Source organism: Dolichospermum heterosporum TAC447 (genome assembly GCF_024584745.1).
GTDB classification, from domain to species: Bacteria; Cyanobacteriota; Cyanobacteriia; order Cyanobacteriales; family Nostocaceae; genus Dolichospermum; species Dolichospermum heterosporum.
The window spans coordinates 424,374-438,857 of the sequence record NZ_CP099464.1 but is presented as its reverse complement, the minus strand read 5'-3'; the positions used below and the strand labels follow the sequence as shown (position 1 = coordinate 438,857).

General features: G+C 38.4%; 7 protein-coding genes. All 7 read left to right on the top strand.

The features are described 5' to 3' along the window. Positions 1-9: 9 nt before the first annotated feature. The gene (murQ, locus tag NG743_RS01905) at positions 10-930 is read left to right on the top strand and encodes an N-acetylmuramic acid 6-phosphate etherase (protein WP_257121391.1); all 921 of its coding nucleotides are present in this window, start codon (positions 10-12) and stop codon (positions 928-930) included. 453 nt (positions 931-1,383) lie between these two features. Continuing rightward, positions 1,384-2,571 carry a response regulator gene (locus NG743_RS01900; protein ID WP_027400780.1) on the top strand — a complete coding sequence of 396 codons (1,188 nt, stop codon included), beginning with the start codon at positions 1,384-1,386 and terminating at the stop codon, positions 2,569-2,571. Between the two features lie 921 nt (positions 2,572-3,492). After that, positions 3,493-3,855, top strand: a complete 363-nt coding sequence (locus NG743_RS01895; RefSeq protein WP_027400781.1) for a response regulator transcription factor — start codon at positions 3,493-3,495, stop codon at positions 3,853-3,855. 128 nt (positions 3,856-3,983) lie between these two features. After that, entirely contained in the window at positions 3,984-4,457 is a 474-nt protein-coding gene (locus NG743_RS01890; RefSeq protein WP_027400782.1) for a chemotaxis protein CheW, read from the top strand. Positions 4,458-4,568: 111 nt separating this feature from the next. After that, positions 4,569-8,435, top strand: a complete 3,867-nt coding sequence (locus tag NG743_RS01885; protein ID WP_257121389.1) for a GAF domain-containing protein — start codon at positions 4,569-4,571, stop codon at positions 8,433-8,435. Between the two features lie 144 nt (positions 8,436-8,579). Beyond that, positions 8,580-12,200, top strand: a complete 3,621-nt coding sequence (locus NG743_RS01880) for a hybrid sensor histidine kinase/response regulator (RefSeq protein ID WP_257121388.1) — start codon at positions 8,580-8,582, stop codon at positions 12,198-12,200. Between the two features lie 785 nt (positions 12,201-12,985). After that, positions 12,986-14,335, top strand: coding sequence for a PrsW family glutamic-type intramembrane protease (locus NG743_RS01875; RefSeq protein WP_027400785.1), 1,350 nt, complete (start codon positions 12,986-12,988; stop codon positions 14,333-14,335). Positions 14,336-14,484: the final 149 nt, after the last annotated feature.

The window sequence follows — 14,484 nt, the reverse complement described above, 5'->3', positions numbered from 1 at the left end:
ACAAAATATATGGCAAATTTTCAGGAACGAGGGCATTTACTCACCGAACAAGTTAATCCCAATAGTCTCAATTTAGACCAACTTAACTCCTTGGAATTGGTGGAGTTATTTAATAGCGAAGACCAAAAAGCAGTAGCAGCAGTAGCGGCAGCGAAAGTCCAGTTAGCAGCAGCCATTGACTGCACCGCAGAAAGGCTACGTCAAGGTGGACGTTTATTTTATGTAGGTGCAGGGACGAGTGGGAGATTAGGAGTATTGGATGCTGCTGAGTGTCCACCGACTTTCTGCACTTCCCCAGAATTGGTACAAGGGATTATTGCTGGTGGTGCGGGAGCATTAGTCCGCAGTTCTGAGGATTTGGAAGATCGGTCTGAAGATGGGGAAAGTGCGATCGCTCAACGACAAATTACTCAATTGGATGTAGTCGTCGGTATTACTGCTGGGGGAACAACTCCTTTTGTTCACGGTGCCATTAATGCAGCGCGTCAACGGGGAGCTAAGACTATTTTTATCGCCTGTGTTCCCGCCGAACAAGTTAGTATTGAAGCTGATATTGATATCCGGTTGTTGACAGGGCCAGAAGTTTTAGCTGGCTCTACTCGCTTGAAAGCAGGAACAGTGACAAAATTAGTTTTGAATACTCTCTCAACGGGGGTAATGGTGAAACTAGGTAAGGTCTATGGGAATCGCATGGTTGATGTTGCTGTCACTAATCAAAAATTACGCGATCGCGCTTTACGCATCTTACAAGACCTCACTGGTTTAAGTCGAGAAGCCGCTGGTTTTTTACTAGAACATAGCGGTAAATGGGTGAAATTAGCATTATTAATGCACTGGACTAGCTTAGACCAAGAAGCAGGTAAAAAACTATTAGCAGCCCATCACGGTAATCTTCGACTAGCTGTAAACAGCTACAATCAGAATACTTAACTACTAAATTTACCAACATCATAAAACAGAATTAAAAATGGGTAATTGATAATTACTTATGGTTTCTTGTACCCTGAAAATAAGCGTTATTACTGATATAGTATCATAGACAAAATGAGTATAATATTACAGGATTATTGAGTAAATAAAAAAGATGGTTAATTGCATACCGCTAAATCAATCTGAGACTTTTTAATATTTACTACTATTCTAAATATCGAGTAATGTTACATAACAACAGCTAAATTACATTTGTATGTAATCCTCCAATACCCTCGCCAAACCTCTAAAGCTCTATTAATAATATCCTAAAGATTTTATTGGTTTGCATATCTGTATTTAGAAGGTCGGCATAGGTATTAATCCTCCCAATTAAATTTTCAAATGCTTGTAAAACAAGCCAAACATGGATTTTTATAAATACTAAATCAATAAATTTTCAGGGAAAGCATGATGACCAAACCAGAAGTAACAGAAGCGCAAAACCTATTCAACGAATTTAAAAAGTCTAGCCAAGTCCAATATAACGGACAACTAAATATCAAAAGTTCTAAAGGACGAGAATGGACTTTCTACTACCGTTTAGGCAGAATAGTATGGGCTACAGGTAGTGATCATCCCTTCAGGCGTTGGCGCAGAAACATGGCTCAACATTGTCCTGATATTGATATCACTAAAATTCGCTGTCGTTATGAAGATATAGCTATTGATTATTGGGATTATAATCTCATAGAGATGCTACATAAAAGACAGAAAATTCAAAGAGAAAAAATTCATGCCATTGTGGAAAACACCGTAGCTGAATTATTTTTTGATCTAGCTCAGGAACTAGGTTTTGCGGCTGTCACCTGCAATTACAGCCAGAAAATCATATTAGAAATGCCTATGAGCTTCACAAATACAGATATGTCCATTAAACAAATGCAAGATGCGTGGTCAATTTGGTCACAAGCTGGACTAACAAATATTTCTCCTAATTTAGCGCCAGTTTTACGCCGACCAGAACAACTACAGCAAATGGTAAATCCCTCTGTATATAAAAATTTTGTGAGTTTAATTAATGGTCAATCCACATTACGGGAGTTAAGCATCAGAATGAAACAAGATGTCATGCCTGTAGCACGTTCCCTACTTCCCTATATCCTTAAAGGCATTATTGAGTTAGTATCAGTACCTGATTTACCCTTAACAGTCGAATCTAGTAGTTCCACTAGTAGAAACCCCAAAAATCAAGCTCCTCCATTAATAGTTTGTGTAGATGACAGTCCCCAGGTGTGTAACATCTTAGAAGGAATTATGACCCGTCATGGACTGAGATTTATTAAAATCCAAGACGCTATCCAGGCTTTACCTATTATCATCCAACAAAAGCCAGATTTAATTTTCTTAGATTTGATTATGCCCATAGCCAGTGGCTACGAAATATGCACACAATTACGCAGAATTTCCGCTTTTGCAGAGACACCAGTAATCATATTAACTGGTAATGATGGTTTAATAGATAGAGTTCGGGCGAAAGTTGTCGGCTCTACAGACTTTATTTCTAAACCAATCGTAGCAGATCGGGTTATGAATGTAGTCCGTAAATATTTACGCGTCCCCAATTTATCAAACAATAATCATGATACTAATTTAGCTTAATCAGCAGAAGCCCCACGTCTCACTCTTAGGAGCGTGGGATGAATGCGCGTGAGTTGAGTTGCGTAGCCCAAATTGTATTTGAGCGTAGCGAAAACAAAGAAGGCTACAGCGACGAAACGAACAAAATATTGATTTTATGTTATTATAAAAAAGTAGGTGTAGTCCAATTAAATGCTCCAAATGCAGCCTACAAAACAAATCTCAAAACCAAAGAACCGTGGGGCGCACGGTCTTAAAGCTCAGTTAATGTCCTCATAGAGGAGTCACTGAGAAGCCCACACTCACCTGAAAGGGAGTGTGTGGAGTACGTCACTATTCAGAGTTTGCTGAATAAGTTGTCTGTGAGGGCTAGAAGTATGGCCATTGGTGTCAACTTAGGCTCAAATCCATACCACATCTCGTTCTGACTAGGAATGCAATTAATGAGGCTCTGCCTCTAATATCATTGAAGGCAGAGCCTTCTAGAATTCATTCCCAGTCAGAGACTGGGAATGAGATGACTTGATTTCTTTGCGGGATAGATGTTTTACGTTAAGTTGACACCATTAGAGTATGGCTAACGCCACGCTGCGCTATCAGCAAACCCTATTTACTGACTCTGTTATTGAGACATTTCTCAAGAAATTCATAATTTTTACGGAGATAGTCATAATAAAATAGTGTTAAGATTAACAGTGTTGAATCTTGATTATTTTGTTGGTTACAACCAGCATTAAATCTTTGTAAGAATGATTTATCACACCTAAAATTTGTGATTAGGTATGCTAATTCGTATTAAATATGTAGTTATCATGGAGAAGCGTGTATATAATTTATTAAATGAGATAAAATAAAACGTCAAAAAGTGTTTATTTGATCTGTCTAATTGGAGACTTGCTGTTTTTGTTTAACATTCTTAAAAGAATTCAATAGGTAATTGTTATGAGTACCGTTTTAGTAGTAGAAGATGGCTTAACTGATATGGAATTTATCAGTAAATACTTACAGCAAGCTGGTTATTTTGTGGTTTGCGCTACAAATAGTGCAGAAGCACAATCTAAAATAGGTAGGAGTAAACCGGATGTAATAGTTTTGGATGTAATTTTGCCGGGTAAAAGCGGCTATGAATTTTGTCGGGAGTTAAAAAATAATACCGAAACTAGTAATATTCCTGTAGTTTTTTGCTCTACTAAAAACAGTGATGTAGATAAAATGTGGGGGAATATGTTAGGTGCTGATGCTTATTTAGCTAAACCAGTAGATAAGGAAGAGCTAGTGCTGACTTTAAAAAGATTGATTAAATGATGGATTGTGGATTAGTCACCGAATTTTAGATTTTAGATTTAAAATTTGAAGAAGTCTGTACCCTTTCGGTAAAGCAATCTGCATTTTCAGGAGCTAAAAAGAATTATTGAGGGTGGGGGAAACTAATTTTGGAAACCAAACAAAAATTTTTGAGCTTTTCTTTAGGAGTCAGAGATACAGCAGTAATTCCCCTCGAACAAATTACGGAAGTTGTGCAAATACCACTGACAGAAATATGTGGTGTCCCACAAATGCCTAATTGTGTTGTCGGAATTTATAATTGGCGGGGGGAAATGTTGTGGTTGGTTGACTTGGAGGAAATGCTAGGTTATCCACCACTTTTGCAAGGGTCAAATGTTTTGTCCAAAATGATGGCATTAGTGGTAGAACAAGAAGGTAAGTATTTGGGAATATTAATCCGTCAACTCATAGATATTGATTGGTTAGATACCCAGCAAATGAAACAACCATCTGGGGAGGTTTTTTATCCAGAAATGATACCTTTTTTGCAGGGATATTTCATTAATGATTCTGAACAAATGATTTTTAATTTGGATGCTTCAGCAATGCTGCAAACTTCTATCTGGACAACACATAGTTAAATAAGGAGTCAGGAGTCAATAAAGAATAAGAAGTTTAGTCATCATAATTTTTATTCCCTATTCCCTATTCCTTCTTCCATACACTTTACTACAATTATTGAGGTTAATGGCATGACAACTTTATATCAAAACCAAAATGAAGATGCTGGAAACATTTTTAGTCCATCACAACATGAAGAAAAGAAAAAAGATAATGGCAATGGATCTAATTATGATTCATCTAGTAAAAGTTTAATTGCCCAGGAATTTAAAATCTGGAGACAGCGATTTCAAGAGATAACTACTAAAATGCGCCTAGTTGGGGATTTGGAGAAGTTATTATTTGTAACAGTAGCAGAAATTAAAGCTAAGTTAGTATGCGATCGCGTCTTAGTTTATCAGTTTAACACAGATGATACTGGAACTGTTTTAGCTGAATCAAGAAGCACTGGTTGGACACCTGCGATTAATGAAACTCTGGCGGCTATTGTGTTTGGTGTTTATACCAGTGCAGATTATTTAGAACCTGTAATTATTGACGATATTAGTAAAATTCAAGTTACCCCCTACCAAAAGCAGCTACTCGAAAAATTTCAAGTTAGAGCTAGTTTGAGCTTACCTATTTTTATTGATGGTAAAGTGTGGGGGTTATTGGTAGTTCATAGCTGTGGCATACCTCGACAATGGCAAGAAACAGAAACCACACTTTTATCACAAATTACCACAGAAATCACTTATAGAGTGCAGGGATTTAAATTACAAAAAGAACTAAAACAATCTTCCCTAGCTAAACAGTCAGCAGCGAAAGTTATTACCAAGATTTTACAACAGCCAGATGTCGAAAAAATCTTTCAAACGACTACTCAAGAAGTCCGCCAACTATTGAAATGCGATCGCGTTGGGGTGTATCGTTTTAGTGATGATTGGAGTGGTCAATTTGTCTCCGAATCTGTGGGAAATAATTGGGTGAAAGTTGTCACCCCCGATTATAAAATGGTTTGGGAAGATAGCCACCTTCAAGAGACAAAAGGTGGTAGATATGCCAATGGGGAAACCTTTGTCGTTAATGACACCTATAAAATAGGTTTAGCTCAATGTCACATTGATATTTTAGAACAGTTTGAAGCCAAAGCTTATATAATTTCTCCCATCTTTTCTGGGGAAAAATTGTGGGGTTTATTAGCAGCTTATCAAAATACTGGAGCGCGGGAATGGCAAGATTGGGAAGTCAGCTTTTTAAATCAGATTGGTTCACAATTTGGTGTAGCTGTTTCCCAAGGAGAATATCTGGGAAAAGTACAAAAACAAACTGAACAATTAACTCAGATTACCAAACAGGAAAAGGCTTTAACTAAGATTATTAACCGCATCCGGCAATCTTTGGATATGGGAGAAATCTTTAAAATTGCTACTCAGGAACTACGTCAGGTTTTGCGATGTGATCGGGTTGCAGTTTATCAATTTCATCCAGATTTTAGCGGTAAGTTTGTTGCAGAATCAGTGAGCAATGGTTGGGGTAAATTAGTTAGTACAGACCTGACAGATATCATTGAAGATACTTATCTGCAAGAAACCAAGGGCGGGCGGTTTGTTAAAGGGGAAGCCATAGCGGTAAATGATATCTATCAAGCCAATATTACCCCTTGTTATCTGGAATTATTAGAGCAGTTTGAAGCTAAAGCTTATATCAATGTCCCAATTTTCTTTGGCGATAAATTATGGGGTTTATTAGCAGCTTATCAAAATTCAGCACCTCATGAATGGCAATCTTCAGAAGTTAACTTTTTATCTCAGGTAAGTTTACAATTTAGCCTAGCTAAAACTCAAATAGATTATCTACAAACCCTAGAATCTAAGTCAGAAGAACTAGCACAACGGGCTGAACAAGAAAAAGCCATCAATAAAATTGTTAACCGCATTCGTCAATCCTTAGATGTAGAAGAAATATTCAAAACAACTACCCAGGAAGTTCGTCAGGCTCTGCAATGCGATCGCGTGGGAGTCTATCAATTTCTCCCTGATTGGAGTGGTAAATTTATCGCCGAATCAGTAGGTATGGGTTGGAAAAAAGTAGTAACACCAGACTTCCAAATGGTTTGGGAAGATAGCCACCTCCAAGAAACCCAAGGTGGTAGATACGCCAAAGGTGAAATCTCTGTAGTTAATGATATCTATCAAGTTGGTTATGCTCAATGTCATATCGAGATTTTAGAGCAGATTGAAGTTAAAGCCTACATCATCGTCCCCATCTTTTTTGAAGAAAAATTATGGGGCTTATTAGCAGCCTATCAGAATTCTACAACCCGTGAATGGCAAACTTCAGAAGCCAACTTTTTAACTCAAATAGGATTGCAATTTAGCCTAGCTAAATCCCAAGTTGATTATCTAGATAGATTACGACAACAATCTGCCAAAATTGCCCAGATAGTTGAACAGGAAAAAACCTTCTCCAAGATTGTTAACCAAATTCGTCAGTCCTTAACTTCCGGGATCGAAGAAATTTTCAAATCTACCACCCAGGATATCCGCCAACTATTTAAATGCGATCGCGTCGCAGTCTATAAATTCACCTCAGACTGGGGTGGTCATTTTGTCGCCGAATCAGTAGCCCCAGGTTGGATCAAACTAGTTACATCCGAACTAAAAACCGCCTTTAATGACCCTTGTTTGCAAGCCATGAACGGTGGTGATTATAAAAAAGGTCGCAAATTAATAGTCAACGACATTTATCAAGCCAGCTTTGATACTTGTTACATTGAACTCCTGGAAGGATTTGAAGCCAAAGCCTATGCAATTGTCCCCATCCTATTTGGCGAAAAACTCTGGGGACTACTGGCAGTTTATCAAAACTCTAGTACCCGCCACTGGGAAGAGCCTGAAACCAATCTGTTAGCGCGGATTGGTGATCAATTAGGACTAGCTTTGCAACAAACAGAATTCTTACAACAGCTACAAACCCAGTCAACCAAACTATCAGAAGCAGCAACAAGAGAAAAAGCAGCCAAAGAACTACTCCAACAGCGTTCCATTCAACTGCTAATTGCCCTGAAACCAGCCCTCAAAGGGGATTTAACAGTCCGCGCCCCCATTACTGAGGATGAAATAGGAACAATTGCTGATGCTTATAACGGGACTGTGCAAGCACTACAGCAGATCGTTATTCAAGTACAAACAGCTTCTCAACAAGTAGCCCAAACTTCCAGTAATAGCAGTACCTCACTGGTGGGATTGACTCATTTAGCCGAACAACAATCTGGGGAAATCACTAAGGCTTTAAGTGATCTGCAACAGATGGTAAATTCTACACAAGCGGTAGTAAATAATGCCAAATTAGTACAGATAGCCGTCCAACAAGCCAACAAAACTGTAGATTCTGGCGATACCGCGATGAATGAAACAGTTAATGCTATTCAAGCCATTCGAGAAACTGTAGCTCAAACCAGCAAAAAGATTAAACGTCTGAGTGAATCATCCCAAAAAATCTCCAAAGTTGTAAATCTGATTAGTAGCTTTGCCACTCAAACTAACGTTCTAGCTCTGAATGCAGCTATTGAAGCCACTAGAGCCGGTGAATATGGGAAAGGCTTTGCAGTGGTAGCTGATGAAGTCCGTTCTTTATCTCGTCAGTCAGCAGCCGCAACTATCGAAATTGAAAAATTAGTTCAGGAGATTCAAGCGGAAACTGGGGAAGTTGCTGTAGCAATGGAAACAGGGATTCAGCAAGTTGTCGAAGGAACTAACTTAGTTAATGAAACTCGTCAAAATCTTAATGCCATTGTGTCTGCAACTGCGGAAATTAGTCAATTAATTGAACGCATTACTGAAGCCACCCAAGTACAAATGCAGCAATCTGGTACAGTTACTAAATCCATGAATGATGTGGCAGAAATCGCTAACAAAACCTTTGGGGAATCTCAAGAAATTGCCCATGTTTTCCAAAGCTTAACCGGAATGGCACAGGATTTATTAGCGACTGCTAGTAAGTTTAAAGTCAAATAAATAGGGAGTGGGGAACAGGGGAGTGGGGGAGTGGGGGGAGTTGGGGGAGTTGGGGGAGTTGGGGGAGTGGGGGAGAAATTTCTTTCTTCCTCCTGAACTCGTGAACTTCTGAACTCCTCGATTTAAAATCAAAAATCAAAAATTATGATTACAGATCAAGCAATTCGTGAACAAGGCTATGCCTATTTTTTGGGCGAAGCACCGGAATTATTGCAAACTATTGAACAGGATTTATATACTTTAGTTGAAAATTCTAGCACAGCTAAAATACATAATCTAATGCGGGCAACCCATACAATTAAGGGTGGGGCAGCAAATGTTGGACTCGATACCATCATGACAATTGCCCATTCTTTAGAAGATATATTTAAGGCTTTATATAATCCTAATGTTGTTATTGATAGTGAATTACAAACTTTACTTATTGAAGGTTATGAATGTCTACAATTAGCAGTGACGGCAGAAGTTACTAGCAGTAACATCAATGCTGATGAACTTTTGAACCGAGCTACTACAGTATTTATTCAAATCCAAGAAAAGTTAGGTGATGCTTTCGGAGCAGAAACTCATGTGCCGACATCGGAAGAGTTAGGATTTGATATTGTTAAATCTATTTTTGAAGTAGGAGTAAAACAACGTCTAGATATTCTGAATCAGGCTCTTACTAATCCACCAGATAATACTGAATTTTATGAAATACTCCACTCTCAAAGTGAAGTATTTATTGGCTTGGCAGAATCTTTGAATCTACCAGGATTGGAAAAATTGGCACGCACAATTATGGCGGTTTTAGATGCAAATCCCCAAAAGGTGCGAGAAATTGCTAAAATCGCTTTCACTGATTTAAAAGCAGCACAAATAGCTGTTTTAGGGGGCGATCGCACTTCTGGAGGTTCAGTATCTTTAGAATTACAAGCGCTGGTAAATACGACAAATGATGATTTATTTCCTGCAATCACAACCAGTTCTTTGGCAACAATCCCAAAATCTGAGTCATATCTGGCATCTATTCACCAATCTTTTGCTGATACATTTTTTAATAATACAACAGAATTTTATCACTTTTTAATTACTCTTAGCAATGGGAATAATCAACCTTTAAAACCAGTTCACGCCAAGGTTTATTTAAAAACTATTCGCTATATTTTTGGCTGGTTTAATCAATACAGAGAAATACCAGAATCAGAATTAAATCTATCTTTATTAATTCCTTCATCTAGTCAGAAATATCCCGTCAATTATTTAGAACATTGGCTAGAACAATTTCTTTACTTTATAGAAAAAGTAGGGGATAGCAAATCTCTATGTCTCCATCGTCGTGGTGTAATTTTAATTATTCTTTTAGCCATTGCTAAATTCCAATATACTGTTAAGCAAAATAATAGTGCTATTCCCATTATCAAAAAATTAAGGCGGCAAATTCGTGAATTAGGCAAAGAATATAAAAATTATCCACAAGTCACAGAAGCCGAAAAAAACTGGCTAGATCATCCTAAATTACAAGATTTGCTAGTAATCAAAGAAATAGTTCCTTCCTCATTACTCGAAGAAAATAATAGCCTTCTGGAATCAATATGGGGAGGAGAATCTATTTTAGAGCCAGATAATATACTCGCAATGCCAATCATAGAAACAACAGAAGGCGTTCAAAATGATATTTATTTAGAAAGTGTGACATCAGCAGCAGTTAGTGAAGAAGTAGTCACAAACTATGATACAAAAATTAATCAGCAATTAGAAGAAAAAACTACTGATGCAGTTAATAGAAACTCTCGACAATCTTCCTTTGTCCGTGTGGATGTGGAAGGACTACAACGCCTGAATTATATAACAGGTGAATTACTAATTTCTCAAAAAAGACGGACTTTATATGATGACCAAGTTATAGAATTAATTGATAGATTAAGTCAGCAACTTTACCAACACCAATTAACTTTATATCAATTACGAGATTTGCCATTACAAGGAAATAATGTCTCATCTCATCATACCCAGTCCCTGAGTTCAGTAAATTTTGATTCCTTAGAAATGGATGTATATTCAGAGTTTCAGTTAACACTGCATTCAGCAATGGAAGAAACCTTGCAAATACAAGAAACTTCCGAATCCCTAGAATTACTGATGAAACAAGCTGCTCAAATTGGGGAGAAACAACAAACCTTAACCTTAAATATTATAGATAACTTGGTAGAAGCGAGAATGTTACCTTTAGGAACTATCCTCAGTCGCTTTCCGCAAATGGTGCAGAATCTAGCCAATGTTTATGGAAAACAGGTAGAATTAAAACTGACTGGTACAGATGTTCTAGTTGATAAAGCGATCGCCGAAAAACTCTATGATCCCCTTTTGCAACTAGCACGCAACTCTTTTGATCATGGGATTGAATCTCCAGAAATTCGCCGAGAAAGAGGCAAATCACCACAGGGTATCATTGAGATTTTTGCCTATAATCAAGGTAGTCAAACTGTTATTGAAATCCATGATGATGGACAAGGATTAAACTTAGAAAAAGTTCGTAGCAGAGCCATAGAACTTAATCTAATTCCCCATGATAATAGTGGAGATTATGTTCATCGCCTCAGCGAATCTGAATTAATAGAGATGATGTTTGCTCCGGGATTTTCTACAGCCGGGAAAGTTAGTGAAATCTCTGGACGCGGGATGGGTTTAGACATTGTTCGTACCCAAATACAATTACTTAACGGCTCAATTTCCGTGCAATCATCACCTCAGCAGGGAACAACATTTATTCTTAAAATTCCTTTCTCTATGACTACAGATAAACTCATGTTAGTTCAAGCAGGTGGTGTTATTTACGCTTTACTACAAGATGGTATTGAAAAAATAGTTATTCCCTCTGCTCAACAAATCAAAGAATTTGAAGGCAAACAGTTTTTACATTGGCGGACAGATGAAGATGAATTGATGGTCAATATCCAAAAACTAGCAGGGTTAATGTACTATAATGGCGCAGTTTTGAGTACAAATAATCTGCAAAATTTCCCAGATAATTCAGAAGCAGGAATGGTGAAAAATCCCATCATTTTATTGCGTCGTCATCATGGTATGGTAGGCATAGAAGTTGATCAAATTATTGGAGAACAAGAATTAGTAATTAGGCCGTTAGGAAGTTCCATTACCCCACCAAAATATGTTTATGGTTGCAGTAGTTTGGCTAATGGTAACTTGATCTTAATTATTGATGGGACGCTGCTTATTGATACTAAAGAAATGCAAGCTACATTGGATGTCATGTCGCTCCCGATGGCACCCGCAGCAAATCAACAAGCTTTACCAGAGATAGTTGCCACTCATACCCAAAAACAGTTAACTGCTAATGTATCAGGAAATAGCCAATCACCAAAAGTAATTTTAGTGGTAGATGATGCTATTAGTCTGCGGCAAACTCTCTGTCTCACTTTACAAAAATCAGGATATCAAGTATTACAAGCTCAAAATGGTATGGAGGCTTTAGAACAACTACATCTACATCCAGAAATTGAAGTAATTATCTCTGATTTAGAAATGCCAAGAATGAACGGATTTGAATTATTAAGCCATATCCGTCAAAACCCAGATTTTGCTAAAAAACCAGTTATTGTTCTCACCTCTCGTAGCGCAGATAAACATCGTCAGTTAGCTTATGAATTGGGGGCAAATTCTTATTTAACTAAGCCTTACTTGGAGCATGAATTTCTCGCTACCGTTGAGATTTTAGCTTTCCCGACAGAAGCCCCACGTCTCACTCTTAGGAGCGGGGGATGAATGGATTTAAGATTATTTATCAGTTTGCTTAATTCTAAGTTCGGTTGGTATTGGAATAAGCGAAAAATTAGTTCCCTCCCCAAAGCATCGGGGAGGTTTAGGGTGGGGTAAGTAATTGGACAAAAATATTTACAGCCCATATTCCGCACTTCACAATGTAGTATCCACCTTTTCAAGAATTATTCCTAATAAGGGTTAAATTGTTCAATATTAATACCTAAAATGATGGATAAAATATGTGTTTTATTGAACGATAAAAAATTAAATTATGGAAATATTCGCGTATTACAAAATGAAGTGCGGAAAGTGGGTTACAGTCATTGCGAGCGAAGGGAAGCAATCACAACACTGGCATCGCTTCATTTCACTTCGTTCCATATGGCTAACGCCACGCTTACGCTATGACATTGTGTAATTAATTCTGTCTCACTACTTAATTTGAGGAATCATGGTGATTCGATAACTTGTGTGTACACCGTAACCGCTTAGGAGAGGGAAAAGGAATAACATTTAATACTGGAGAGGTTTGCAGGGAGGTTTGTTTATACATTGATATTACTGATAACTTCTTCTAAATCCTCCTGATAGCGCAGCCTGGCGTTAGCCTAATGGTATAGAGAATTTTCTGCAATTTTGTATTTTGAATAAGGATAACAGCTAGTGAAGCTATGGTATATTTAGGGGTGGTGCAGCCCTGAATATGGCTAAAATTAGGTCTACTACTATAAAATCTGATAGGGTATGGCATAAGCCGGAGAATTTGTTTAGACACACTCACTAACTCGATGACAGGCAAAAACGCAAGACAGAATGCATTTCTGCGGTTGGTGTCCAGTAAGGTCGAAGTTTCCGAGTCAGCATCTCGCTACTTGTTGCTTCCTGGTAAAGAAATGGTAATTGGACGTGACCCCATCTGCCAAATTGTCTTGGATGCTGTAATATACCGAATGGTATCTCGTCGTCATGCGGTAGTTCGTCCCGTTTCTTTAACGACCTATAGCGGCTATAGCTGGGTAATTTGTGATTTAAATAGTGCCAATGGCACTTTTTTAAATGGAGAACCCTTGAAAGGATGTCAAGAATTACATTTAGGCGATCGCATTTCCCTGGGTGCTGATGGACCACAATTTATTTTTGAGTACGAAGTTGTTGCTCAAAAAACAATGATCAATGTCAGTAAAGCGACAGTATTATCATCTGTTAATTATCAACATCTGTCATCAAAGCAAGATTCTGTAAGCTTCACACAATTATTTCCTATTATCTCTACTGGTAAGGATCTCACTCGCAAAGCCTACCTGATTCCAGGAATCTTAACAGTAGTTTTCGTGGTATTAATGTTTGCTACGGTAGGTCATCCCCAAGCCAATCAAGTAATTGTGGGATCTTACATCGCTTTTGCTGCTTACTATTTTGTTTATCAATTGTGTGGTAAATCTAAGCCTTGGTGGGTACTCGTGGCTACGGCACTGAGTACAATCTTAATTTTACTGAGTCCTCTCTTAGATTTATTTATCAAAGTCTTCCGAGATATCTTACCTGGGACGTTGGATGCGACATCTCCAGATGGAATTACCTTCACCGAATTATTAGTACGGATGTTTTTTGGTGCAGGGTTAATGGAGGAACTCCTGAAAATACTACCAGTATTAGGAGCATATTGGGTTGGCAAGTCCCTCCGATCACCCTGGCGAGAACGGATTGGGGTTTGGGAACCGCTGGATGGTATTCTCCTGGGTACAGCTTCCGCTGTGGGGTTTACTTTACTAGAAACTCTTGGTCAATATGTACCCTTAATTTCCCAAAATTCTGGTCAATCAGTCGGTTTACAGCTACTTATTCCCCGCATTTTAGGTTCTGTGTCCGGACACATGGCTTACAGTGGGTATTTAGGCTATTTTGTGGGTTTGGCTGTGTTAAAACCCCTGAAAGGCAAGCAAATCCTCACGGTGGGTTATTTGAGCGCTTCTGCACTCCACGCTTTATGGAATGCGACGGGTTCTATTAATGCTTTGTTTTTGGTAGTAGTTGGTGTTTTATCTTATGCCTTTCTAATGGCGGCAATTCTCAAAGCACGGGTATTGTCACCTACAAGATCAGAGAACTTTGCTACTCGGTTTCTTGATCCAAAGTAAGTAAGAGGTAGGGAGTGGGGGAGTGGGGGAGTGGGGGAGTGGGGGGAGTGGGGGGAGTGGGGGAGTGGGGGAGTGGGGGGAGTGGGGGAGTGGGGGAGTGGGGGCGAGAGGTGATAAATTAGCTAATCTCTGTCTGGACTTGAGGGAGA

Coding starts and splice junctions, on each gene's coding strand:
- NG743_RS01900 (WP_027400780.1), top strand. CDS start 1,384: ATGACCAAACCAGAAGTAACAGAAGCGCAAAACCTATTCAACGAATTT.
- murQ (WP_257121391.1), top strand. CDS start 10: ATGGCAAATTTTCAGGAACGAGGGCATTTACTCACCGAACAAGTTAAT.
- NG743_RS01875 (WP_027400785.1), top strand. CDS start 12,986: ATGACAGGCAAAAACGCAAGACAGAATGCATTTCTGCGGTTGGTGTCC.
- NG743_RS01885 (WP_257121389.1), top strand. CDS start 4,569: ATGACAACTTTATATCAAAACCAAAATGAAGATGCTGGAAACATTTTT.
- NG743_RS01880 (WP_257121388.1), top strand. CDS start 8,580: ATGATTACAGATCAAGCAATTCGTGAACAAGGCTATGCCTATTTTTTG.
- NG743_RS01895 (WP_027400781.1), top strand. CDS start 3,493: ATGAGTACCGTTTTAGTAGTAGAAGATGGCTTAACTGATATGGAATTT.